Below are 24972 nucleotides of genomic sequence, written 5' to 3' on the forward strand. Positions count from 1 at the left end.
CGCCGTCAGCCGTCCCTGAGTTCCCGCCGCATGATCTTGCCGGTCGCGGTCATCGGCAGGCTGTCCCGCCTCTCGACGAAGCGCGGCGCGACATGCGGGCTGACGCGGGCCTTCACCCGCTCGATCAGCCGGGCCTCCGTCCCCTCCCAGGTCGCTCCCTCTCGGAGCACCACGAAGGCTTTCACCGCCTCGCCCCTGACCGGGTCCGGCACCCCGACGCAGGCGGCCATCACCACGTCCGGATCGCCGGTCAGGCAGTTTTCGATCTCGGACGGTCCGATCCGGTATCCGGCCGACGAAATGATGTCGTCATCCCGCGCGACGTAGGTGTAATAGCCCTCCGCGTCGCGAGTGCCGAGGTCGCCCGTCCGCATCCAGTCGCCGGTGAACTTCTCCGCGGTCTTTTCCGGCTTGCCGAGGTAGCCGAGGAACATCACCGGTGTCCCCCGCTTGACCGCGATCTCGCCGATCGTCCCGTCGGGCACGGGCCGCCCTTCCCCGTCGATCACCGCCATCTCGACGCCGGGAACGGCCTTGCCCATCGCACCGGGCCGAACCTCCATCAGGTCTGCCGCAGTGCAGACGACGAGGTTGCATTCGGTCTGGCCGTAAATCTCGTTGATCGGCGCGCCGAGCGCGGTCCTGCCCCATTCCAGCATCTCGGCCCCGAGGCTTTCGCCACCCGATGAAACCGAGCGGACACGAAGGCCCTTTGGAACCGTCGCCTGCCGCATCAGCTTCAGCGCCGTGGGTGGCAGGAACAGGTTCCGGACCTCGTGGGTCGCGATCAGCCGGAACGCCTCGTCTGGGTCGAACTTGCGCATCCGCCGCGCCACGAGCGGGACGCCGTAGTGGAGGCAGGGCATCGCCATGTCCATGAGCCCACCGATCCAGGCCCAGTCGGCGGGCGTCCAGCCGCAGTCGCCGGGCTGAGGGAAGAAGCCGTGGGACAGCTCGATATTGGGCAGGTGCCCCAGAAGAAAGCGATGCGCGTGCAGGACGCCCTTGGGCGGGCCGGTGGTGCCGCTCGTGTAGATCAGGACCGCCGCATCGTCGGCCGACGTTTCCACGGGATCTATCGAAGGCGACGCCGACGCGATTTCGACCCAGAAGTCGCGGATGGGCGCCTTCGCCCCGTCCGTCGCATAGACCTCGGCCAGATCGGGCAAGTCTCCCCGGATCGCGTCGAGCTTGTCGAGGCTTGCCCCGTCCGTCACCACGATCCGCGCGGCGCTGTCGGCCAGGCGATAGGCGAGCGCATCGGGTCCGAACAGCGTGAACAGCGGAAGCGCAACCGCGCCAAGCTTCATCGCCGCGAAATGGGTGATGAGCACCGCCACGCCCTGCGGCAGAAGGACGCCCACGCGGTCCCCTTGGCGAAGCCCCCGCGCGGCGAATGAGTTCGCCAGCCTGTCGGACGCCTCCTTCAACTCGCCGTAGGTCCAGCGCCGGACATCCCCCCCTTCCCCCAGATCGATCAGGGCGACCCTGCCCGGAAAGGCCGAGGCCCAGCTGTCGCAGCAGCGTTCGGCGATGTTGAAGCGGTCGGGAACATGCCATCGGAAGGACGCGCGCAGCGTCTCCCAGTCCTCCCCCACTCGCATCAGGCGCCGATCCATGGCGCGGAGCCTATCCGGGCGCCATGAGGCGATCAACTGGCCTTGACCGCTCCGGAATCCGCTTGCCGCCGACCGTGTGCGCACCTACCTTTCGCGCGATGGAACGCCTGATTGACCCCTTTGCCCGCCCGATCTCATATCTGCGTGTCTCGGTGACGGACCGCTGTGATTTCCGCTGCACCTATTGCATGGCGGAACACATGACCTTCCTCCCAAAGAAAGACCTGCTGACGCTAGAGGAGCTCGACCGTCTTTCCTCCACGTTCATCAGGATGGGTGTCGAAAAGCTCAGGATCACGGGCGGCGAGCCGCTCGTACGGCGCGACATCATGCAATATTTCCGCGCCATGTCGCGACATCTCGAATCCGGCGCGCTTCGGGAACTGACGCTGACCACCAACGGATCGCAGCTTGCCCGCTTCGCCGATCAGCTGGCGGATTGCGGCATCCGCCGGGTCAACGTGTCTCTCGATACGCTCGACCCGGACAAGTTCCGCGAAATCACTCGCTGGGGCCGGCTCGACCAGGTGCTGGAGGGCGTCCGCGCCGCGACCCGCGCCGGCATGCGGGTGAAGATCAATACCGTCGCGCTGAAGGGCTTCAACGAGGACGAACTCTTCACCCTTCTCGACTGGTGCGCGGCGGAGGACCACGACCTCACCTTCATCGAGGTGATGCCGATGGGCGAGATGGGCGAGGAAATGCGCCTCGACCAGTACTGGCCGCTGAAGGACCTGCGCGGCCGCCTCGCCGAGCGTTTCACTCTGACCGACCTCGCGGAAAGGACGGGCGGCCCCGCCCGCTACGTGCGGATCGAGGAGACCGGCCAGAAGGTCGGTTTCATCACGCCCCTCACCCACAATTTCTGCGAAAGCTGCAACCGCGTTCGAGTGACCTGCACCGGCGAGCTATTCATGTGCCTCGGCCAGGAAGACATGGCCGACCTCCGCGCGCCGCTCCGGGCGAGCCCCGATGACGCCCTTCTGGAAGAGGCGATCCGCGCCGCGATCGCGCGGAAGCCCAAGGGCCATGATTTCGACTACTCGCGCCAGACCGTGCGCGGTCAGGTCAGCCGCCACATGAGCCACACGGGCGGCTGAGGCGTCCGCGAGTTCAGCCCGAGGCGTATCGTTCCGCGAACCGCGCGAGGATGCGTTCGGGCACCGTCACGTCGGCGGCACGGCAGAGCGCGATGAGCCCGTCCGCCTCCTCCGGCGGGAAATAGCCCTTGTTGCGGTAGATGTGGATGCGCGTTTCGAACCCGGCGGCGTCGGCCTCGGGGTGGAACTGCGTGGCGTAGACGTTCCGGCCGTGCCGAATCATCTGGAACGGGCAGGCATCGGACGCGAGCAGGTGTACGGAGCCCCTCGGCAGAGCCTGAACCGCCTCCTTGTGGCCGACGAAGGCGTCGAACTCCTCCGGCAGGCCGGACAGGAGCGGATCGCCCGCGCCTTCGGCCGTCAGGCGGCAACGGCTCGTGCCGACGGGTTCGCCGTAGCGGTCCTTGGCCACCCGCGCGCCAAGGTGGTGCGCGAGGACGCCGATCCCGTAGCAGCACCCGAGGAACGGGATGTCCGCCCGCGTGATCTCCGGCATCAGGCCGAGGATCGCCGCCTCGATCCGGGCCTCCACCGGCGGCTTCGCCTCCGGCGGGTCGCTCACGCAGCCCGGCCCGCCCCCGACGATGACGCCGGAATAGGCCGCAAGGTCTAGATCGTCGGGCAACCCTTCAAGGTCGAGCCGGACGCGCCGCACGTCGCCCGCCGAAAGACCTCCCTTCGCCAGGAAGGCCGCGAATTCGTCGTCCGCCGCCTCCGTCTCGGGGCGGAGCTGAAGGATCAGGAAGGGTCTCACCGCGCAGCAATCCTCAGGCGGCGGGCATCCGAGACTCGACCATCCCGGCGTACCAGCTTGATCCGAACGGGATCGCGTTGTCGTCGAAGTTGTAGGCCGGGTGATGGACCATCGCGGTGTCGCCGTTTCCGAGGAAGATGTAGGCACCGGGCCGCTCGTTCAGCATGAAAGAGAAATCCTCCGCCCCCATCAGCGGCGGGGTATCGGTATCGACCTGCCCCGAAACCTCGCGCGCCACCTCGGCGGCGTATTCGGTGTTTTCCGACGCGTTCATCGTGACCGGGTAGCCGTGCTGGTACTTCACCTCGGCCGTCGCGCCATGGGCCAGCGCCGTGCCTTCGGCGATCTGCTTGATCCGCGCCTCGACGAAATCCTGCACCTTGTGGTCCATGGTCCGGACGGTTCCCCTGAGAAGCACCGTCTGCGGGATGACGTTGTGCGCCTCGGTCTCGGTCCGGAAGGTGCAGACGGAAACCACGACCTGCTTCAGCGGATCGACATTGCGCGAGGCGATCGACTGCAGCGCGATGACGATATGCGCCGCCACCAGCGTCGTGTCGATGCAGTCGTGCGGTTTCGCGGCGTGGCCGCCCTTCCCCGTCACCGTGATCTCGAACTGATCGGCCGCGGCCATCATGGCGCCGGGTCGGATCGCGAAATGACCGACCGGAATCCCGGGCATGTTGTGCATGCCGTACACCTCCTGGATGCCGAAACGCTCGATCATCCCGTCCCGGACCATCTCGCGCCCGCCGCCGCCACCTTCCTCGGCGGGCTGGAAGATCACGACCGCGGTGCCGTCGAAATTCCGCGTCTCGGCCAGGTATTTCGCGGCGCCCAGCAGCATCGCTGTATGCCCGTCATGGCCGCAGGCATGCATCTTTCCGGGCGTCTTCGAAGAATAGGCGACCCCTGTCGCCTCATGGATCGGCAGGGCGTCCATGTCGGCGCGCAAACCGATAACGCGCCCCTTCGTATCGGTCTTGCCCTTGATGACGCCGACGACGCCGGTCCGCCCGATGCCTTCCACGACCTCGTCGCACCCGAATTCTCGCAGGAGCACGGCCACCTTGCCGGCCGTGCGGTGAACGTCGAAGAGAAGCTCGGGATGCTCGTGGAAATCACGCCGCCAGGCAGTGATCTCCGGCAACAGCTCGGCAAATCGGTTCTTCACGGGCATGTAGGTCTCTCCATGTCGGAATGCGTCTCCGGCCCTCTCCCGGTCCGGTCATGGCCAATAACCTGTTACAATCCCCGGGCGCCGGCAAGGCTCAGAGCGATGGTCCGAGGTCGATTTTTGACCCATCGGTAAAACGTGACAGCCTGAATCGCGAAAGATCGTGGCCCGGCGCGCGGCCCTCCACGAGGTCGGCGACGACCCGGCCGAATCCCGGACCGATCCCGAAGCCGTGGCCCGACATGCCGGTGGCGATGGTCAGGCCGGGGAGCGTGGCGACATGGTCCACGACCGGCACCGTGTCCGGCATCACGTCGATCATGCCCGCCCAGGCTGCGGCGATCCCGGGCCGCCCGAGCGAGGGGAAAGTCTCGCCGAAACGCGACCGCACGTCATCAAGGAACCGCATGTTCGGCGGCGGGTCGAGAACGCGGCACCTTTCGAAGGGGCTTTCGCGATCCGCATCCCAGTGGCGCGGCGTTCCCCATGCATCGGGGTAACCCTTCGGCGCCAGAGCCCGGAAGCGGGTCGAACGCCGGTCGCGCCTCAGTTGCGGGAGATAAAGGCCGAAATGCCGCAACGCATCCGGCCCGGTCCAGAACTCATGCGCGCCGCCCGGCGCAATTGAATAGCCGCCGTCGAGCCTTCGGCGGAAGGCAAAATGCCCATCGGCCGCGTTCCCCGCGAAGACCTGCGGCAGGGGTACGGTCGCCGCGACCGTCGCCCGAACCGAGAGTTGCGGCAGGTCCACCCCGTGCACACGGGCCAGAAGCGACGACCACGCGCCGCCCGCCAGCACCACGCGATCGGCCCGAATCCGCCCCGCCTCAGTCACCACGCCGGCGACCCGCCCGCTGGCGACGTCGATCCCCCGGACCGCGCAGTGCTCACGGATCACGGCCCCGGCCCGGGCCGCCGCTCTCGCAAGTGCGGGGACGGCCACCCAAGGCTCCGCCCGCGCGTCGGAAGCGGTCCATAGACCGCCCTTCCAGTCCGCCGCGTGCCGCAGCATGGCGGCGACTTCGCCTCGCGACAGCATCCGCGTGTCGAGGCCGTGTTCCCGCGCGTGCGGCAGCCACGCCTCGAACCCCTCGAGGTCCTTCGCGGCATTGGCGAGGTAGAGAACACCCTCCTGACGGAGCCCGATGTCCTCGCCGATTGCCCTCTGCAACCGCCGCCATAGAGACAGCGCCTCAATCATGATCGGCAGTTCGGCCGGGTCCCTACCCTGTTGACGCACCCAGCCCCAGTTGCGCGAGGACTGTTCGCCCGCGATCCGCCCCTTTTCGCAGAGCACCACCCTGACGCCGCGCAGGGCCAGGAAATAGGTTGTCATCACCCCGATGATCCCGCCGCCGATCACGAGGACGTCGGCCGCATCCGGCAAGGGCCCGTCATGTTCCGACGTCCAGGGGCCGGTAAAGGGGAAGGTCACGACGCAACTCCCACTTGCTCCGGAACGCAGGGACGCCTGCGCGTCACGCGCAGAGGTCCCCCACGAGACGCTCCATGAAGTTCCATCCCGCCTCGAATTGCTCCACGGTGATGTACTCGTCCGCCTGGTGCGCCTGCGCGATGTCCCCCGGACCGCAGACAACGGTGGAGAAGCCCGCGGCCTGGAAATGGCCCGCCTCCGTGCCGTAGCTGACGACGTGGCGCCCCGTATCGCCCGTCAGGCGCCGCGCGAGCGCCTCCGCCGCCCCTCCCTCCTCGGGAACGAGCGGCGGCGCAGTGAAGTAGCGGTCGAGCGTCATGCCCGCCTCGGGCCGCACCGCCTTCATGTCTGCCTCCACCTCGGCAACCCTTTCCTCGAAACGGCGCACCCAGCTTTCGAGATCCTCGCCCGGCACGACCCGGAACTCGAACAGGAAGTCGCAGTCCCCGGCCGTGATGTTGTGCGCCGTTCCGCCCCGGATCTTGCCGACGTGCAGGCTCGTCCAGGGCGGATCGAAGAGAGTGGCGAGCGGTGTCGGAGGCTTCGTCCGATTCCTGGCGTTCATCGCGTTCGCCCAGTCGACGATCCGCGCCGCCTCCATGATCGCGTTGACGCCGCGGTGGAGGATCGACGAATGCACTTCGAAGCCTTTCACATGCACCCGGAACCCCGCGCTGCCCTTGTGGCCGGTCACGACGCTCATCGACGAAGGCTCGCCCACGATCACCGCCCCGGCCTTCGGCAGCCCCGCCACCATCGAGGCGATCATGTCCGCGCAGCCGACAAGGCCCAGTTCCTCGTCATAGGACAGCGCGATCTGAAGCGGGCGCTTGACCCCGCGCTGTTTCGCCAGCGCCATCGCGGCGAGCGCGAGCGCGTCGAAGCCCTTCATGTCCACCGCGCCACGACCAAAGAGCTTCCCGTCGCGCTCCGTCAGCGTCCAGGGATCGGACGTCCAGTCCTGCCCGTCCACTGGCACCACGTCAGTGTGACCCGACAGGATCACGCCGCCCTCCACCTCCGGCCCCGTGGAGGCGTAGATCGCGGCCTTCGTCCCCTCGGCATTCGGAATCCGGACGGACGAGATGCCGAGTGCGGAAAGATAGTCCTCCACCCAGTCCACCAGTGGGAGGTTCGTGTCCCGGCTGACCGTCGGAAATGCCACGAGGGTTTCCAGAATCTGCCGGGGTGAGAGCGGGATTGGCATGGTTGCCTCGCGTCCTGTAGGCCAAGGTGAGCCTCGCTCCGCCGCGACCGGCGGTCAAGACCGCGCCATCCGCGGGCTGATGACGCTGCGGCAATACGATGAAAGGATATTGCCGCATGAAAAAAAATCTTTAACACTTGGTCCAAATTTCCGGAACGCGAGTTCGGAAGATAATAATAACATAATAAAAACAACCGACTGGGGAGCCTTTCATGCCCGATGGGGCGCAGCCCGTCCTCGCCGTGCAGGACCTGAAAACCGTATTCAGGACGCGCGGCGGCGAGGTCCACGCGGTCAATTCGGTGAGCTTCGACCTTCGGCCCGGCGAGTTGCTGGGAGTGGTCGGGGAGTCCGGCTCGGGCAAGTCGGTCACGATGATGTCGCTCATCGGCCTCCTGCCCTCTCCCCCGGCCGACGTTCGCGGCGGGACGGTGATGTTCGACGGGCAGGATCTTCTGAAATGTTCCGAGGAAGACCTGCGCTCGGTGCGCGGTGCCCGCATCGGCTTCATCTTCCAGGACCCGATGACCTCGCTGAACCCGGTCTTCTCCGTCGGCTACCAGTTGATGGAACCCCTGCGGAAGCATATGGGGATGGACAAGGCGAAGGCGCGCAGGCGCGCGCAGGAGCTTCTGGAACTGGTCGGCATCCCGGACGCCGAGCGCCGCCTCAAGGACTTTCCGCACCAGTTCTCCGGGGGGATGCGCCAGCGGGTGATGATCGCGATCGCGCTGGCCTGCGACCCGAAAGTGCTGATCGCGGACGAGCCCACGACCGCTCTCGACGTGACGATCCAGGCGCAGATCCTCGAACTCGTCCGCGACCTCCGGGAAAAACTCGGGATGGCGATCGTCTGGATCACCCACGATCTCGGCGTGATCGCCGGGATCGCGGACCGGGTCATGGTCATGTATGGCGGCCAGGTGGTCGAGCAGGCCCCCGTGAAGGAACTCTTCGCCAATCCGCGCCACCCCTACACGCGCGCGCTCCTCAAGACGATCCCGAGCGTCCGGGGCGAGCGCGATGCGAAGCTGAACGTGATCGAGGGCCAACCGCCGATCCTGATGGCCGAACCCGTGGCCTGCCCCTTCCGGCGCCGTTGCAGCCATGCCTTCGAGCATTGCGAACGTGAGAACCCGCAGCGCTACGCCGTCGGTCCCGGCCATGACGCGGCCTGCTTCTGGGACTTCGACAAGGGAGGCCCGCGCGATGTTTGACACGGCCGCGCCCCGCAAGCGCCTCGTCGAGGTCCGGAACCTCAAGATGTATTTCCCGATCACCTCGGGCATCTTCCGGCGCAAGGTCGGCGACGTGAAGGCGGTCGATAACGTCAGTTTCGACATCTACGAAGGCGAAACCCTGGGCCTCGTCGGGGAGTCAGGCTGCGGGAAGTCGACTTGCGGCCGTGCCATTCTGCGGCTCTACGAACCGACTTCCGGCTCGATCAAGGTCGACGGTCGGGAAATCGCGCAGGCGGGCTTCGATTCCATCCGCGCGATGCGGCCCACGATGCAGATGGTCTTTCAGGACCCCCAGGCGAGCCTGAACCCGCGCATGACTGTCGCCGCGATCATCGGCGAACCGCTGGATGAACACACGAAACTCTCCAAGGCCGAGAAGCTCGGACGGATCTACGACCTGATGGATGCGGTCGGCCTCAACCGCAACTTCGCCAACCGCTATCCGCACGAATTCTCGGGCGGCCAGCGACAGAGGATCGGGATCGCCCGCGCCCTCGCCCTGCATCCGAAGTTCATCGTCTGCGACGAACCGATCGCGGCGCTCGATGTCTCGATCCAGGCGCAGGTCGTGAACCTCCTCGAAGAGCTTCAGGACCGTCTGGGGCTCACCTACCTCTTCATCAGCCACGACCTTTCGATGGTGCGCCACATCGCGGACCGGGTCGCGGTCATGTACCTCGGCCAGATCGCCGAGCTTGCGAAGCGCGACGAGCTCTACACAAAGCCGCTTCACCCTTACACGCAGGCGCTCTTGTCCGCCGTGCCCGAACCCGACCCGCAGCATGAGGCGACACGGCGGCGCATCATCCTGAAGGGCGACGTGCCCTCGCCGGCAAATCCTCCCCTGGGCTGCAATTTCTGCACGCGCTGCCCGAAGGTCATGCCCGTATGTCGCGAGGTCGAACCTGATTTCCGCGAGGTGGAGCCGGGGCGCTTCGTCGCCTGCCACCTCCATTCCGAACAACAAGAGACCGCGGGGCAAACCGAGGCAACCGAGGCGAAGAGCACAAAAGACCCTCGCATCCAACAAGGAGAGTGAAATGCGACTGAAGACAGCCCTCATGGGCGCAGCCGCCACCGTCTTGACGGCCTCCGCGGCAATGGCCGAGCGCGGCGCCGACGGCCATGTCAACATCATCTACTGGCAGGCCCCATCGATCTTGAACCCCTACCTCTCGTCGGGCACGAAGGACGTGGAATCGGCCTCGCTCGTCCTCGAACCGCTCGCCGGCTTCAACGAAAAGGGCGAACTCTTCCCGCGCCTTGCCACGGAGGTCCCCACGCTCGAAAACGGCGGCGTGTCGGATGACCTGACGACGATCACCTGGAAGCTGAAGGAGGGCCTCGTCTGGTCCGACGGCTCGCCGGTGACTGCTGCCGACGTCATCTTCTCCTATGAGTACTGCACCCATCCCGAGGGTGGCTGCTCGCAGGCGGCCCGCTACGAGGGCATCCAGTCCGTCGAGGCGCTCGACGACCTGACGGTGAAGGTCACCTTCACCGCTCCGAAGCCGAACCCCTACAACGCCTTCGTCGGCTCCACCTCCCCGATCATCCAGAAGGCGCAGTTCGAGAACTGCCTCGGCGCCGCCGCGCAGCAGTGCACGGACGCCAACTTCGGCCCGATCGGCACCGGTCCCTTCGTCGTCACCGAGTTCCGCCCGAATGACGTGATCCAGTTCGAGGCGAACCAGAACTACCGCGATCCGGCGAAGCCCGCCTTCGCGACCGTCACCTTCAAGGGCGGCGGCGACGCCGCGGCGGCGGGCCGCGCCGTGCTGGAGACGGGTGAATTCGACTACGCCTGGAACCTCCAGCTCGCCCCTGACGTCATCGCCGGCATGGCGGCCGCAGGCAAGGGCACGGTCATCAACGCCTTCGGAACGCTCGTCGAGCGGATCGAGATGAACATGACCGACCCGTCGCCGAACCTGCCGGAAGGCGAGCGTTCGACCGTCAAGCACCCGCATCCGATCCTTTCGGACATCCGCGTGCGCAAGGCGCTGTCGATGGCGATCGACCGCAACCTGCTCGTGGAAATCGGCTATGGCAGCGCCGGCCGGGCTACCTGCAACCTCGTGCCCGCGCCCGAGATGTTCGCTTCGGACAACACGGAATGCCTGACGCAGGACATCGAAGGCGCCAAGGCGCTTCTCGACGAGGCGGGCTGGGTCCCCGGATCCGACGGCGTGCGCACGAAGGACGGGATGCGCCTGTCGCTCCTCTACCAGACCTCCACGAACGCGGTCCGTCAGGACTTCCAGGCGATCATCAAGCAATGGTGGTCGGAAATCGGCGTCGAAACCGAGCTGAAGAACATCGACGCCTCGGTGTATTTCGGCGGCGATCCGGGCTCGCCGGACACGTTCCAGAAGTTCTACGCGGACGTGGAAATGTACGCCAACAACTTCGATGGCACCGATCCCGAGCCCTACCTGGCGCAGTATCTCTGCGACAAGATCCCGGGGCCGGACAACGCCTGGCAGGGTGAGAACATCAACCGCTACTGCGACCCGGAATATGACGCGCTCGTTGCCGAACTCGCCAAGACCGGCGAGATCTCGAAGCGCGCCGAGATCGCGAAGAAGCTCAACGAGATGCTGACCAAGGACAGCTACATCGTTGTCCCGCTCGTCGATCGCGGCCGGAACTCGGCGCATTCCAACACGCTCGGCGGCGTTGTCCTCAACACTTGGGACAGCGAGCTTTGGAACACGTCCGATTGGCACCGCATCAAGTGATGTGAACTCGCGGGGCGGGCCTACGCGCCCGCCCCGCCCTTTCGCCGACCAGAGACTGCTGAACAGGGGCGCCGATGCTAACCTATACACTGCGAAGGCTGCTGATCGCGATCCCGACGCTGCTGTTCATCAGTTTCGTCATCTTCATGCTGCTGGACCTCGCCCCCGGCGATCCGCTCGCGGACCAGCCGCTGACGATCCCGCCCGAGGTACGCGAGAAGATGCGCGCTGCGCTCGGCCTCGATCAGCCCGCATGGGTGCGCTACCTCCTGTGGCTCAAGCAGTTCTTCTGGACCGAGCCGCTTTACATCATCGACGGAATCTTCGGCACCGAGTTCGCCTTCGACCAGCAGCGCATCATCTCCTGGCAGTTCCGCGCCCCTGCGATGGACGTGATCTGGCAGAGGATGCCGCAGACGCTCTGGGTCGTGGGCCTCGCTTACGTAGTCGGCGTGATCATCGCGCTGCCGATCGGCATCATCTCGGCCTACCGGCAGTATTCCTGGTTCGACCAGATCGGCACCTTCGTCGCCATGATCGGCTTCTCGGTGCCGACCTTCTTCACCGGCGTCGTGCTGATCATCGTCTTCGCGGTGAACCTGGGATGGTTCCCATCGATCTACGACACGACGCTAAAGATCACGGATTGGGAGAGTTTCACCCAGCAGATCCGGCAGATGGTGATGCCGGTCGCGGTGCTCGCGCTGTTCAACGCGAGCCAGATCAGCCGCTTCATGCGCTCGTCGATGCTGGACAATCTCGGGCAGGACTACGTGCGAACCGCCCGTGCAAAGGGGATGTCCGAAGGCACAGTGGTGCTGAAGCACGTTCTGCGGAACTCGCTCATCCCGGTCGTCACGGTGATCGCTCTTGGCGTGCCGACGATCTTCGGCGGCGCGATCATCACCGAGCAGGTGTTCAAGGTAAACGGCCTCGGGCAGCTTCTGATCACCGCGATCTACGCCAATGACCTGCCGATGGTTCAGACGCTGACCTTCATCTTCGCCGTGCTGATCGTGCTCTTCAACCTGATCGCCGACGTCCTCTACGGCGTCCTGGACCCGAGGATCCGCTATGACTGACGTCGCACCCAGGAAAGTCGAGGAAGCCTTCCGTCCGCCGCGTAACCAGTGGTGGGACGTCTGGGACCAGTTCAAGACGCACAAGGGCGCGCTTATGGGCCTCGCCGTCTTCGCGCTGATCCTGATCACGGTGCTCATCGGACCCTTCATATGGTCGATGGACCCGACATTCCCGAACCTCCGGGAGAGGAACCAGGGGATGAGCCTCGCCCATCCTCTCGGCACGGACCAACTCGGCCGCGACCTCTTCGCGCGGCTGATGGCGGGCGGCAAGGTCTCGATCGCGGTTGGGATGACGGCGATGCTCCTGTCGCTGTTCCTCGGCACGCTCGTGGGCGTTCTCGCCGGCTACTTCCGCAGGATGGACGGCCTTCTCATGCGGATGACGGACCTGTTCCTCGCGCTTCCGCTCCTGCCGCTCCTTCTGCTCATGGTCACGCTCTTCCGCGAGCCCCTGTCGCAACGCTTCGGGCCAGAGACGGGGACCTTCTTCCTCATCGTCTTCGCCATCGGGGTAACGAGCTGGATGCACACGGCGCGCATCGTCCGGGGCGAGGTGCTGACGCTCAAGGAACGGGAATACGTCCTTGCAGCGAAGTCGATCGGCACGCCGTCGCGCCGGATGATCACGCGGCACATCCTTCCGAACGTCATGTCGCCGATCATGGTCTCTGCCACGCTCGGCATCGCCAACGCGATAATCACGGAATCGGCGCTGTCCTTCCTGGGTCTCGGCTTTCCGCCGGACTTCCCCACCTGGGGGCGGCTCCTGTTCGACGCCGTCGACCAGATGCAGCTTTATCCGATGCGGGTAATCCTGCCGGGCGTCGCGATCTCGCTGACCGTGCTGTCGGTGAACTACGTGGGCGACGGCCTTCGTGACGCGCTCGACCCGCGGATCCGCGGACGCTGAGGCGCGGTCGATTCGGTGCCTCCGGTCACCCGTTTGGCGGCCGGAGCGTCAGGTTGCTTGACCCTATGATGGAAGGCCCCGGGCGGACAGTCCTGCGTAATAAGAACGCCGTCACGCTTGCCGCGGCTGCCACGGGCATACCGTCGCGCTTCGAGGGATAACCGGGCCGGGCGTCTGTATTTCAACGCGCGATCCGGAACATTTTCCCGCCTCACGTCGCCATCGACGAGCCAGACATGCTTCCCAGAAGGACCTTGCGCCCCTATCCGGAATTAAATTCCGATATGCGGAGATTTTCAGATGTTCGAGACCCTTGGCTTAGACAGCCTCACCGCGCGCGATGCTGCGGTCATTTTCGGCCTTCTCCTCGGCCTCGCCTTCGGCGCGCTGGCCGAGGCCACGCGCTTCTGCCTGCGGCGGGGTCTCGTGGGTGAGCCGGGTGAACGCCGGGCGGCGCTCGGCGTCTGGCTCATGGCGCTGGCCGTTGCGGTTCTCGGCACGCAAGCTGCCGTCGCGGCCGACTGGATCGGCTTTGGCGAACACCGGTTCATGGCCGCCGATCTCCCGCTACTGGCGATCATCGCAGGCGGGCTGATGTTCGGGGCGGGTATGGTGCTGACGCGCGGCTGCGCCTCGCGGCTGACGGTTCTGGCGAGCTCGGGCAATCTGCGCGCTCTCACGGTTCTCGTCGTCTTCGCCATCGCGGCCCACGCAACGCTGAAAGGCCTTCTGGCGCCGCTCCGCACCGCGCTCGGCAGCTACACGGTGCCGCTGGGCGAGGCCACCTCTCTCGCTGCGCTGCCCGGCGGCGCCCTGCCCTGGGCCCTCGCCATCGCGGCGCTGGCTGGTGCATACGCGCTGCGGTCCGGCAACCGCCCTGCGCTGCTCGCGGGCGGCGCGCTGATCGGCGCGCTTGTGCCCATCGGCTGGGCCGGAACCGGCTTCGTGCTGTTCGACGAATTCGACCCGATCGCCTTCGAAAGCCTCTCCTTCACCTCGCCCGCGGCCGAGACGCTTTTCTGGACCATCGCTTCCAGTTCCATCCCTGCCGGGTTCGGCACCGGCCTTATTGGCGGAGTCGTCGCGGGCGCGGCGACGCTGGCGCTGATCTCCGGTCGCTTCCGCTGGCAGAGCTTCGCCACCCCGCGGGAAACCCTCCGTTACCTCGGCGGTGCCGCGCTGATGGGCGTTGGCGGCGTGCTCGCTGGCGGCTGCACCGTCGGTGCGGGCCTCGCAGGGGTGCCGACGCTGTCGCTCTCCGCCATCGTCGCGCTGGCGTCCATCGTCGCGGGCGCCCGCGCGGCGGACCGTGCGCTCAGTGCATCGACTTCCGGATCCGTCGCACCATCAGCCACACGCACAGCATGACGACGGGCACGAGGCCCGACGTCAGCGCCGCCTTCGACCAGTGAAGAGCCTCCGCGACCGGCAGAAGCAGATAGGTCGCGAGGCTCACGGCGTAGTAGCTGATAGCGACGACCGAGAGGCCCTCGACCGTGTGCTGGAGCCTCAGTTGCAGGTCGGCGCGGCGGTCCATGCTGGCAAGCAGCAGCTGGTTCTGCGCCGACCGTTCGACGTCGACCCGCGTGCGCAGAAGCTCGCCCGCCCGCTCCGCGCGTTCGGCCATCTGCTGAAGCCGGCTTTCCGCCGATTTCACCGTCCGCATCGCCGGGTCGTAGCGGCGCATCATGAATTCCGCGAAGGTCTGGCGCCCTTCGAACCGCGACTCGCGCAGGACCGCGATGCGCTGGTTGACGATGGCCTCGTAAGCCCCCGTTGCCCCGAAGCGGAATGAGTTCCGCACGGCGAGGCTTTCGAGCTCCGCCGAAATCGCGAGGAGTTCGTGCAGCGTCCCCTCCGCACTTCGCCCCTCGTCCGACATCGCGGTGACCAGCGCCGAAAGCTGCGGGTCGAGGGCGTTCAGCCTTTCGTTCAGTTCCCGCGCGCGCTCGAGCCCCAGCATCGACATCGCCCTGTAGGTCTCGATCTCGCAGAGGCGCTGCACGATCCGGCCGACCCTGCGCGCGCCAGTTCCGGGCTGCACGAAGACCGCGAAACGCATCTGGCCCGCTGCGTCGATACGGAAATCGCCCACCAGAACAGCGGCGCCGTCGAGGACCCAGGAACAGGCGACGCTTTCCGGCACGAACCAGTCCTCGATCCGGGACGAGATCGCGGCAAGGTTCTCGGGGAGGTATTCGACACGGATCAGCACGGCCGCGATACGTTTGCCCGGCGCGTCGGTCAGCCAGTCCTTGGGAAAGACGTCCGCAAGATGCGGATCGAAGGGCCGCGACCCGACGCCTTCCGCGAAGGCCGAATAGGTCACGAACTCGGTATGGCTTTCCCATTTGAGATCGTGCTTGCCGATGGCCCCGGCGTAATGCGTGGCGCCAGCGTCCGGCTGCGGCGCCCCGTAATGGTCCAGAAGCGCGCGCAGATGTGCGCGATCCTTCGACCGGTCACGGTTGGCGGCGTCCATCGGCTCCTTGATCGCAACGTAGACGGCGTGGCAGGGCACGGTGAGAGAGGGGAAGGGCCGCGCGTGCAGCTCGTTCACGAGCGCATAGCGTTGCGGGTGGTCATGAGTTTGCGCCATGCACGGCTCCTGAAGGCAGGTCCCGCGGAAACTAGCGAAAGCCGCGCCCAAGGCAAAGGAAAACTTTTCAGTATTTTCAATCGCTTAACGGCATACCGCCGTATGCCGTGTCATTTCGCCCTTACGCCCATCCCGAGAAGGCCGAGCGCGGCTGCCCCGGCGCCCGCCAGGAACATGACCTCGGCACCGACTCCCGCCCAGATCGCGCCGGCGATGCCGTTTGCCACGAGAAGCGTCAGTCCGGTCACCAGGTTGAAGACGCCGAAAGCCGTGCCACGGAGACGCGCGGGGGCGTGCGCGGCCACCTCGGCGGCCAGAAGCCCCTGCGTCAGCCCCATGTGCAGGCCCCAGAGCGCGACCCCCGCCATCACGGTGCCCAGCCCGGGCGCGAGGGCCAGAACGATATGCGACAGGATCAGGACGGCGAAGCCCAGACGCAGCAGGAGGCCGCGCTTTCCCGGCTCGTCCGAGAGCGCCCCGAGCGGCCACGCGGAAAGGGAATAGACGACGTTCATCATCACCAGAACCAGCGGTGCCAGCGCGACCGGGAGGCCCGCGTCATTCGCCCGAAGGATAAGGAACGCCTCCGAAATCCGGGCCATTGTCATCACCGCGCCGACCGCGACGACGATCCAGAAGCGCCGCCCGAGCGCCGCGAGACTGTTTCGGTCAAGCCGCGGCTTCTTCCCCTCTGCGGGCGCCAGCGCCGGTTCCCGTACGCCGCGCACGAGGATGAGAACCGCCAGCGCCGCGGGGATCACCGCGACCGCGAATACGAGCCTGATGTCGCCGCCGGAGGCCCACAGGATAACCATCGCGGCAATCGGCCCTACGAAGGCCCCGACCGTATCGAGCGATTGCCTGAGCCCGTAGGCCGCCCCGCGGTGCGCCTCCTCCACGATGTCGGCGATCAGCGCGTCGCGGGGCGCCCCGCGGATGCCCTTGCCGACCCGGTCGGCGAAACGCGCGCCCATGACGAGCCACGGCGTTCCCGCCAGCGCGAAAAGGGGCTTCGTCGCGGCCGACAGACCATAGCCGAGGACAGCCAGCGGCTTCCGACGCCGGATCCGGTCCGACAGCGCGCCGGAGAAGACCTTGAGGATCTGCGCGGTCGCCTCCGCCACACCCTCGATCACGCCGAGGACAAGCGCCGAGGCGCCGAGCGTCGCCGTCAGGAACAGCGGCAGGAGACCGTGGATCATCTCGGAGGAGATGTCCATGAAGAGGCTCGTGAAGCCCAGCGCTATCACGCCCTTCGGCAGTTTGCTCGCCATTTCCGGCCCCCGAAAGCAAGAAGGCCCCGGCTTTCGCCGGGGCCTCCGTCAGAAGTATGGATCACTCGATCTTCGGCAGAAGATCGTCGATCGACTTCTTCGCGTCGCCGTAGAACATCCGCGTGTTCTCCTTGTAGAACAGCGGGTTCTCGATCCCGGAGTAGCCCGTGCCCTGGCCGCGCTTCGAGACGAAGACCTGCTTGGCCCTCCAGACTTCCAGAACCGGCATCCCGGCGATCGGGCTGTTCGGGTCTTCCTGCGCGGCGGGGTTCACGATGTCGTTCGCGCCGATCACGATGACGACGTCCGTGGTCGGGAAGTCCTCGTTGATCTCGTCCATTTCCAGAACGATGTCGTAGGGCACCTTGGCCTCGGCCAGAAGCACGTTCATGTGCCCGGGAAGGCGGCCCGCCACCGGGTGGATCGCGAAGCGGACTTCCTTGCCCTTGGCGCGGAGCTTCCGCGTCAGTTCCGACACCGACTGCTGGGCCTGCGCCACCGCCATGCCGTAACCCGGAACGATGATGACCGAATCCGCATCGTTCAGCGCCGCTGCGACGCCGTCGCCGTCGATGGCGATCTGTTCGCCCTCGATCGCCTGCGCCGGTCCCTGCGTGCTGCCGAAGCCGCCGAGGATCACCGATATGAACGACCGGTTCATCGCCTTGCACATGATGTAGCTCAGGATCGCACCCGAGGAGCCGACGAGCGCGCCGGTCACGATCAGAAGGTCATTGCCGAGGCTGAAACCGATCGCCGCCGCCGCCCAGCCGGAGTAGCTGTTCAGCATGGAGACCACGACCGGCATGTCCGCGCCGCCGATCCCCATGATCAGGTGGTAGCCGATGAAGAGTGCCGCCAGCGTCATCAGGAACAGCGGGAAGAATCCGCCGGTGTTGAAGTACCAGATCAGGCAGAGGACCGAGATCGCCGCCGCGCTGGCGTTCAGCATGTGACCGCCGGGCAGCTTCGTCGCCGCCGAGGTCACCTTGCCCGCGAGCTTGCCGAACGCCACCACGGAACCGGTGAAGGTCACCGCACCGATGAAGACGCCGAGGAACAGCTCGACCCGGAGAATGTTGACCTCGACCGCGCTCTTGTGAGCGAGGATCTCGGCAAAGCCCTCCAGCGCCTCCCTGGCGGCGGCGTCCATGCCCAGAACGCGGCCCAGCTCGAAATGGGCGTTGTACCCCACGAAGACCGCCGCGAGGCCGACGAGCGAGTGCATCGCGGCCACCAGCTGGGGCATCTCGGTCATCTGGACGCGCTTAGCGATGTAGAAGCCGATGATGCCGCCGCCCGCGATCAGTAGAATCGACAGCAGCCAGAGGCCGGAGCTCGGCCCGATCAGCGTGGCAAGCACCGCCAGCGCCATGCCGACGATCCCGTACCAGACCGCACGCTTGGCACTTTCCTGCCCCGAGAGGCCACCAAGGCTCAGGATGAACAGAACAGCCGCGACGACGTAGGCGGCAGTCGTGAAACCGAATTCCATCTACCCGGCCTCCTTACGATTTCTGGAACATGGCGAGCATGCGCCGGGTTACGAGGAATCCGCCAAAGATGTTGATCCCGGCCATGAAGATCGACAGGGCTGCCAGGAGGATCACCAGGAACGAGCCTGATCCGATCTGCATCAATGCGCCGAGAATGATGATCGACGAGATGGCATTGGTGATCGCCATGAGCGGCGTGTGCAGGGAATGGCTGACGTTCCAGATCACCTGGAAGCCCACGAAGACCGCCAGGACGAACACGATGAAGTGCTGCATGAAGCTTGCAGGCGCATAGGCCCCCACCAACAGCAACAGCGCACCGCCCACGCCCAGAAGCGTCACCTGGCTCCGGGTCTGCTGCCGGAACTGCGCGAGCTCCTGCGCCCGCTTCTCCTCCACCGTGAGTTCCTTGGCCTTCTCGCGGGGCTTCGCTGCCGCGATCGCCTGAACCTTGGGCGGCGGCGGCGGATAGGTGATCTCGCCCTGGTGCGTCACCGTGGCGCCGCGGATCACGTCGTCTTCCATGTTGTGGACGATCACGCCCTCTTTCTTGGGCGTGAGGTCGGTCATCATGTGACGGATGTTGGTGGAGTAGAGCGTCGAGGACTGCGAGGCCATGCGGCTCGGGAAGTCCGTGTAGCCGACGATCGTCACGCCGTTGTCGGTCACGACCTTCTCATCCGGCACGGTCAGGTCGCAGTTGCCGCCCCGCTCGGCGGCGAGATCGACGACGACGGAACCGGGTTTCATCGCCTCGACCATATCCTTGAGCCACAGCTTCGGCGCGTCGCGGCCCGGGATCAGCGCGGTCGTGATGACGATGTCCACTTCAGGCGCGAGTTCCCGGAACTTCTCGAGCTGCTTTTCACGGAACTCGGGGCTCGACGGTGCGGCGTAACCGCCGGTCGCCGCGCCGTCCTGGGTCTTGTCCTCGAAATCGAGGTAGACGAACTCGGCGCCCATGGATTCGATCTGCTCGGCCACTTCGGGCCGCACGTCGAAGGCGTAGACGATGGCGCCAAGCGAGGTCGCCGCGCCGATCGCGGCAAGACCCGCGACGCCCGCGCCCACGATCAGCACCTTCGCCGGTGGTACCTTGCCCGCAGCCGTCACCTGGCCGGTGAAGAAGCGGCCGAAGTTGGCGCCGGCCTCGATGACCGCGCGGTAGCCCGCGATGTTCGCCATGGAGGACAGCGCGTCCATCTTCTGCGCGCGGGAAATGCGCGGCACCATGTCCATCGCGATGACGCTCGCGCCCTGCTTCTGGCAGGTTTCCAGAAGCTCCTTGTTCTGCGCCGGGTAGAAGAAAGAGATGAGGGTCTGGCCTTCTTTCAGGCGCTTCGCCTCCGTCGTTGACGGCGGGCGGACCTTGGCGACCACGTCGGCTTCCTTGAAGAGAGAGGCCGCCGTCTTCACGACCGTTACGCCTGCGGCTTCATAGGCGGCGTCGGAAAAGCCTGCCTTCTCCCCTGCCCCGGACTCGATCACGCATTCATGCCCCAGCTTCTGCAACTGGACTGCGCTGTCGGGTGTCATCGCCACCCGGTTCTCGCCTTCAAGTATTTCCTTCGGTGCCCCGATCTTCACTGTCTCTCCCCTTTGCGACGGGATGGCATTGCGTCGCGACGTCATAGCATCGCGCAAGTTTGCTTCACAAGCAAAAGCACGGGCGAAACATGCGGCCCTTTTTCACGCCTCAGATCCAGCGCCTCGTCTGGGCGGCGTAGGCGTCGAAACCGGCGCCAAAGGCGGCCCGCAAACGTGCTTCCTCACCGAGGATGAAGCGGTGCTGGATCGTGAAGATGAAGATCGGCACCAGAGGCACCGCAAGTGCCGCATCCCAGATCAGCGCAAGCCCGGCGAGCACCAGCGCGTCGCCGAGGTAGATCGGGTTCCGCGACAGGCGGAAAACACCTCCGGTGACGAGCGCCTTAGGATCGCGGTGCGGGATGACCGTTGTGCGGGCGCGGAACATCTGCCAGGCGGCGGCCGCCATGAGGATGATCCCAAGCGCGACCAACGCGTAGCCGACGACATCCCCGGCCAGCCCGAAGAGCGGCCACGGCATTGCCTTCGTCAGCACCCAGGCCAGAATCCCAAAGCCGGCAAGCCAGACTGGCGGCCAGTCGAACATTCGCATTCGCTCTCCCCTGGTTCCCCTATTCCCCTCGACGGACGCTACACCCCGATACGGCCGCCCGCCAGCGCATAAGGACGCGCGTTCTTGACCCCGGGCCCGGGCCGAGTCACTCCTGAGGCGACATGGAGGACCCGACATGACGGATTTCGCCGCCACCCGCGCGATGTTCCACATCCCCGAAGGCATCACCTATCTCGACGGCAATTCCTTGGGGCCGATGGTGAGGACCGCGCCGGCCCGCGTTGCACGCACGGTCGAGGCGGAGTGGGGCGAAATGCTCATCACCGGCTGGAACAAGGCTGGCTGGATGGACCAGCCTTCGCGCGTCGGAGACCGGATCGCCCGCCTGATCGGCGCAGAGCCCGGAACGGTCGTGATGGGCGACACGCTGTCGATCAAGGTCTACCAGGCGCTGGCAGCCGCCGTGGACCTCAACCCCGGCCGAAAGGTGATCCTGTCCGACACCGGGAACTTCCCCTCCGACCTCTACATTGCGGACGGCCTCGTCCACACGCTCGGCGAGGGCTACACCGTCCGCACCGTCGCGCCGGACGAGGTGGAGGCCGCACTTGATTCAGACACCGCAGTCCTCATGCTCACCGAGGTGGACTACCGCACGGGGCGCAAGCACGACATGCGGCGCCTGACGACAGAGGCACACCGCGCGGGCGCCCTGACGGTCTGGGACCTCGCCCATTCGGCGGGCGCGCTGCCGGTGGACGTCGCCGGCGCAGGTGCCGATTTCGCGGTCGGATGCACCTACAAGTATCTCAACTCCGGCCCCGGTGGCCCGGCGTTCATCTACGTCGCGCCCCGCCACGCCGAAGCCGCGCGCCCGGCTCTTTCCGGCTGGCTCGGCCACGAGGTGCCTTTCGCCTTCCATCCGGACTACCGCCCCGGCCGAGGCATCGAGCGGATGCGCGTGGGCACGCCGCCCGTCCTGCAACTCGCCGCACTGGAAGCGGCGCTCGACGTCTGGGACATCGCCGACATCGTCGACGTCCGGTCCCGGTCGATCGAACTCACCGAAGCCTTCATCCAGGGGGTCGAGGCGAAATGCCCGACACTGACGCTCGCCTCCCCCCGCGATCCGCGGGCGCGCGGCAGCCAGGTCTCGTTCCAGCACCCCGAGGGCTACGCGATCATGCAGGCCCTCATCGCGAATGGCGTGATAGGCGACTTTCGCGCCCCCTACATCCTGCGCTTCGGCTTCACGCCCCTCTACATCGGCATGGAGGACGTCGACCGCGCCGTGGCGACGCTTGCCGAGATCATGGCGAAATCGCTCTGGGACCGGCCGGAATACAGGGCGCGCGCAAGGGTGACGTGACCGGCGCCGCTCACGATGACGGCGCCGCCCCGCCCTCCGCGATGCGGCGGGAAGCGAAGGCCCGGGCCGAATCCAACCCTTCCTCCACGCCCTTGGCCGGGGTGAAGCTGGCGAGCCTCTCCTTCCAGATCCGTGTCGCCCGTTCGTCCGCGCGGAGGCTTCCCGCTTCCGTCCATTGGCCGAAGTTCGACCAGTCGGCGACCAGCGGTTCGTAGAAAGCCGTCCGGTAGCGCGACATCGTGTGTTCGGAGCCGAAGAAGTGCCCACCCGGGGGAACGGAAGCGATCGCCTCGAAGGCGAGGTCCTCAGGATCCGCCCCGGGAACGGTGCAAAGTTCCGCGAGGCTCTGCAGAACCTCCAGGTCGGTGATGAATTTCTCGTATCCGAAGGTCAGCCCGCCTTCGAGCCAGCCCGCCGCATGGATCGTGACCGTAGCCCCGGCCATCATTGCCGCCATCGTCGCGAGCGTGGTTTCCGTCGCCCCCTGCGCGTCGGCCATGTTCGCGGCCGCCCCGGAAGAGCCGCGCCAGGGAAGTCCGATGTGCCGCGCGAGCTGGCCTGAAGCGAGCGTCGCCAGCATGTGCTCGGGCGTCCCGAAGGCCGGCGCGCCCGATTTCATCGCGACGTTCGAGGCGAATGCGCCGTAAAGGACCGGCGCACCGGCGCGCGCGAGCTGCGCCAGCGTGATGCCGGCAAGGGCCTCGGCATGTTGCAGCGAAAGCGCACCGGCGAGCGTCACGGGCGCCATCGCTCCCATCAGGCAGAAAGGCGTGATCATCGTCACCTGGCCGGCGCGCGCGAAGTCGATGATCCCTTCGGCCATCGGCGCATCGAGGATGCGCGGAGAATTCGTGTTGATGACCGTGAAGCATTGCGGATCTGCCGCGAAATCCGCCCCCGTCCGGGAAGCCATCGCCAGCATCTCGAACGCCTCGGTCACCTGCGCGCGACCCCGTGCGTAGATGAACGGAACCTTGGTCGACGTCTCAAGCTGGATGAGCGTCGTGTCGTAGTGCCTTCGAACAACCGGGGAATCCTGCGGCTCCACCGCCGCCGCCATGAGGTGGATCGCGTCGAAGCCATCGATCAGCCGCATGATCTCGCGGAAGTCTTCCAGCCGGCCGGGCCGCCGGCCCCGTTCCCGGTCATGGGCCTGCGGACAACCGGCTCCTGCGTGGAACACCATCGCGCCCGGCTCCAGAAGGACGTCCCGCGCGGGATCACGCGCCCGCAACCTGATGCTGCGCGGAGCGGAGGCGAGCGCCGCCTCGACGATCTCGCGCCCGATGCGGACGAGGCCGGTGTCCTTGTCGACCGACGCCCCGGCCGCCCGGTAAAGCGCGCGCGCCTCCGGCAGAAGCACCACGAGGCCAAGTTCCTCGAGGATTTTCAGGGCATTGCCGTGGATTGCCGCGATGGCGTCGTCGGAGAATACACGTTGTGGCGCGAAGGGATGCCTCAGCCCGTGGTAGCGCCGCGCCCGCTCTCCGCCTCCGCGCGTCTCCCTCGCCCGTCGTCCGCCGTCCCTCATCGGTGTCCTCCGCCTGCCGGAACCCTTCGACGTGTGAACGATAGCCCGCAGGGTATTGTCGAAACTTGGTTTTCTACGACAGCCAGGTGTCGTAGTCGGACACCAGAAGATGCTTTGGCCTCACGTCCTCGTTGATGTCGGCGAACCGTCCGATCTCCGTCACGAAGACGTTGTCCGTCAGGTCGTCGTTCACGGTGGAGACCTCCCCGATGAGCACGTCGCCGCCCTCGCCCCAGAATGCGTGCCAGTCCCCAGGCATCAGCGTCACGCTTTCGCCCGGTTTGAGCAGCAGCACCTCGCCCGGGCCGAAGGGCCGTTCGATCCCGTCGCAGCGCACCACGCCGCCCCGGTCCTCCGCGAACCGGCCCTGGTCGTCCGAGCCGTTGAGCTTCACCGCAAGCGTCGCGCCGCCGCGGTTGATGATGTCCTCGGCCTTGATGACATGCGTGTGGCAGGGGCTCAGCTGGTCCTGCCGCGAGATCAGGAGCTTTTCCGCATAGCACATCCCTCCGCCCCGCTTCAGGTCCTCAAGGCTGCCGTTCCTCAGCGTGAACAGGAAAAGCCCGAGCTTGTCGAAATCCCCCTGGCCATAGTCGGTGATGTCCCAGCCCATCCGCGCCTCGATCACCCGCCGCGCCACGTCGCGCCTTGTCCTGAATTCGTCCGGCGTCCAGTAGGCGAAGGGCGGCAGGACGAAGCCGAAGGAGCGAATGAACTCATCCGCGGCATCCATGATCTCGTTCACGCGCGACCGTTTCATCGCCACCTCCCCATCGCCCAGCGGGCCGCCTCAGCCCCGCTTCAGGCCTGCCACCCACTCGTCCAGAAGCGCGCCCAGCGCGTCCCAGTCGGTGTATTCCTTGTCCACGCCGGCCTTCACGGTCTGGTCCTTCTGCGACGCGATCCAGCGCATCGCCCAGGACTTGAAGAAATCGTATTCGCTGAACCGGAAGGCGCCCGCCACATGCGCGACCTTGCCGGGCGTCCAGCCCGTGTTCTTCACGAAGCGCGCGATGCAATCGTCGAGCCCGGCCCAGTCCTCGTTGTAGTCTCCCGCCGCCGAGAGCGACACCGACAGGAACAGCGTCCGCGCCCCGGCCAGCGCCTTGGCGTTGTCTTCGGCGAAGGCCACAAGCGCTTTCTGGAAGTCGCCGGCATGGATCGACCCGGCGAGGATCACGCCGTCGAAACGCCCCAGGTCCACACCCTCCGCATCCTCTGCCTGAAGCAGCTCGACGGCATGGCCCGCATCGGCCAGCCGGTCTGCGGCGAAGCGCGCGACCTTGCGGGTCTGACCCTCGGTCGTTCCATAGACGATCAGGAGTTTCATCGA

The 24972-nt window shown here is 66.3% G+C and carries 21 protein-coding genes; 8 read left to right on the forward strand and 13 right to left on the reverse strand.

Translation table 11 applies throughout. The features are described from left to right. Window positions 1-5: 5 nt before the first annotated feature. On the reverse strand, window positions 6-1619 hold the full coding sequence (locus ABCN56_RS17805) for an AMP-binding protein (RefSeq protein ID WP_343082179.1): 1614 nt from the start codon (window positions 1617-1619) through the stop codon (window positions 6-8). Window positions 1620-1717: 98 nt separating this feature from the next. Between ABCN56_RS17805 and moaA the strand changes: the two genes are divergently transcribed. After that, window positions 1718-2719, forward strand: coding sequence for a GTP 3',8-cyclase MoaA (gene moaA, locus ABCN56_RS17810; RefSeq protein ID WP_343082180.1), 1002 nt, complete (start codon window positions 1718-1720; stop codon window positions 2717-2719). Window positions 2720-2732: 13 nt separating this feature from the next. Here the strand turns inward: moaA and ABCN56_RS17815 are convergent, their stop codons facing one another. The 4 genes from ABCN56_RS17815 to argE form a co-directional block, all read right to left on the reverse strand. Next, entirely contained in the window at window positions 2733-3473 is a 741-nt protein-coding gene (locus ABCN56_RS17815) for a glutamine amidotransferase (protein ID WP_343082181.1), read from the reverse strand. A 13-nt stretch (window positions 3474-3486) separates the two neighbouring features. Then, entirely contained in the window at window positions 3487-4653 is a 1167-nt protein-coding gene (locus ABCN56_RS17820) for a M20 aminoacylase family protein (RefSeq protein ID WP_343082182.1), read from the reverse strand. Window positions 4654-4744: 91 nt separating this feature from the next. Continuing rightward, entirely contained in the window at window positions 4745-6085 is a 1341-nt protein-coding gene (locus tag ABCN56_RS17825; protein ID WP_343082183.1) for an NAD(P)/FAD-dependent oxidoreductase, read from the reverse strand. A 43-nt stretch (window positions 6086-6128) separates the two neighbouring features. Continuing rightward, entirely contained in the window at window positions 6129-7292 is a 1164-nt protein-coding gene (gene argE, locus ABCN56_RS17830; RefSeq protein ID WP_343082184.1) for an acetylornithine deacetylase, read from the reverse strand. 212 nt (window positions 7293-7504) lie between these two features. Here argE and ABCN56_RS17835 point away from each other — a divergent pair, with 212 nt between their 5' ends. From ABCN56_RS17835 to ABCN56_RS17860, 6 genes are all read left to right on the forward strand, one after another. Then, window positions 7505-8509, forward strand: a complete 1005-nt coding sequence (locus ABCN56_RS17835) for an ABC transporter ATP-binding protein (RefSeq protein WP_343082185.1) — start codon at window positions 7505-7507, stop codon at window positions 8507-8509. Further along, on the forward strand, window positions 8502-9572 hold the full coding sequence (locus ABCN56_RS17840; protein WP_343082186.1) for an ABC transporter ATP-binding protein: 1071 nt from the start codon (window positions 8502-8504) through the stop codon (window positions 9570-9572). The genes ABCN56_RS17835 and ABCN56_RS17840 overlap by 8 nt, the downstream gene beginning before the upstream one ends. Window position 9573: 1 nt before the next feature. After that, window positions 9574-11274, forward strand: coding sequence for a peptide ABC transporter substrate-binding protein (locus tag ABCN56_RS17845; protein ID WP_343082187.1), 1701 nt, complete (start codon window positions 9574-9576; stop codon window positions 11272-11274). Window positions 11275-11348: 74 nt separating this feature from the next. Then, on the forward strand, window positions 11349-12356 hold the full coding sequence (locus ABCN56_RS17850) for an ABC transporter permease (protein WP_343082188.1): 1008 nt from the start codon (window positions 11349-11351) through the stop codon (window positions 12354-12356). Continuing rightward, a complete protein-coding gene (locus ABCN56_RS17855) occupies window positions 12349-13269 on the forward strand; it encodes an ABC transporter permease (protein WP_343082189.1) in 921 nt (306 codons plus the stop codon). Before ABCN56_RS17850 ends, ABCN56_RS17855 begins: the two co-directional genes overlap by 8 nt. 300 nt (window positions 13270-13569) lie before the next feature. Next, on the forward strand, window positions 13570-14637 hold the full coding sequence (locus ABCN56_RS17860) for a YeeE/YedE family protein (protein WP_343082190.1): 1068 nt from the start codon (window positions 13570-13572) through the stop codon (window positions 14635-14637). Here the strand turns inward: ABCN56_RS17860 and ABCN56_RS17865 are convergent. The 5 genes from ABCN56_RS17865 to ABCN56_RS17885 all read right to left on the reverse strand — a co-directional run bounded on the left by ABCN56_RS17865 (window position 14585) and on the right by ABCN56_RS17885 (window position 20772). Further along, window positions 14585-15868 (reverse strand): DUF3422 family protein, encoded by a 1284-nt coding sequence (locus tag ABCN56_RS17865; protein WP_343082191.1) that lies wholly within the window; start codon window positions 15866-15868, stop codon window positions 14585-14587. The genes ABCN56_RS17860 and ABCN56_RS17865 overlap by 53 nt on opposite strands. A 110-nt stretch (window positions 15869-15978) precedes the next feature. After that, window positions 15979-17142 (reverse strand): MFS transporter, encoded by a 1164-nt coding sequence (locus tag ABCN56_RS17870; protein ID WP_343082192.1) that lies wholly within the window; start codon window positions 17140-17142, stop codon window positions 15979-15981. Between the two features lie 61 nt (window positions 17143-17203). Next, a complete protein-coding gene (locus tag ABCN56_RS17875) occupies window positions 17204-18637 on the reverse strand; it encodes an NAD(P)(+) transhydrogenase (Re/Si-specific) subunit beta (protein ID WP_343082193.1) in 1434 nt (477 codons plus the stop codon). A 13-nt stretch (window positions 18638-18650) separates the two neighbouring features. Then, complete coding sequence (locus tag ABCN56_RS17880; protein ID WP_343082194.1) at window positions 18651-20225, reverse strand: Re/Si-specific NAD(P)(+) transhydrogenase subunit alpha; 1575 nt, start codon at window positions 20223-20225, stop codon at window positions 18651-18653. Window positions 20226-20334: 109 nt separating this feature from the next. Next, window positions 20335-20772, reverse strand: a complete 438-nt coding sequence (locus ABCN56_RS17885; RefSeq protein ID WP_343082195.1) for a methyltransferase family protein — start codon at window positions 20770-20772, stop codon at window positions 20335-20337. 142 nt (window positions 20773-20914) lie between these two features. Between ABCN56_RS17885 and kynU the strand changes: the two genes are divergently transcribed. Beyond that, window positions 20915-22108: a kynureninase gene (gene kynU / locus ABCN56_RS17890; protein WP_343082196.1), complete on the forward strand. Its 1194-nt coding sequence runs from the start codon at window positions 20915-20917 to the stop codon at window positions 22106-22108. A 10-nt stretch (window positions 22109-22118) separates the two neighbouring features. Here the strand turns inward: kynU and ABCN56_RS17895 are convergent, their stop codons facing one another. The 3 genes from ABCN56_RS17895 to ABCN56_RS17905 all read right to left on the reverse strand — a co-directional run bounded on the left by ABCN56_RS17895 (window position 22119) and on the right by ABCN56_RS17905 (window position 24969). Then, a complete protein-coding gene (locus tag ABCN56_RS17895) occupies window positions 22119-23639 on the reverse strand; it encodes a trimethylamine methyltransferase family protein (RefSeq protein ID WP_343082197.1) in 1521 nt (506 codons plus the stop codon). Window positions 23640-23712: 73 nt separating this feature from the next. Further along, window positions 23713-24399 (reverse strand): D-lyxose/D-mannose family sugar isomerase, encoded by a 687-nt coding sequence (locus ABCN56_RS17900; RefSeq protein ID WP_343082198.1) that lies wholly within the window; start codon window positions 24397-24399, stop codon window positions 23713-23715. A 30-nt stretch (window positions 24400-24429) separates the two neighbouring features. After that, window positions 24430-24969, reverse strand: a complete 540-nt coding sequence (locus ABCN56_RS17905) for a flavodoxin domain-containing protein (protein WP_343082199.1) — start codon at window positions 24967-24969, stop codon at window positions 24430-24432. Between the last annotated feature and the right edge of the window lie 3 nt (window positions 24970-24972).

It is taken from the genome of Ostreiculturibacter nitratireducens (genome assembly GCF_032670585.1).
Taxonomy (GTDB): Bacteria; Pseudomonadota; Alphaproteobacteria; order Rhodobacterales; family Rhodobacteraceae; genus Ostreiculturibacter; species Ostreiculturibacter nitratireducens.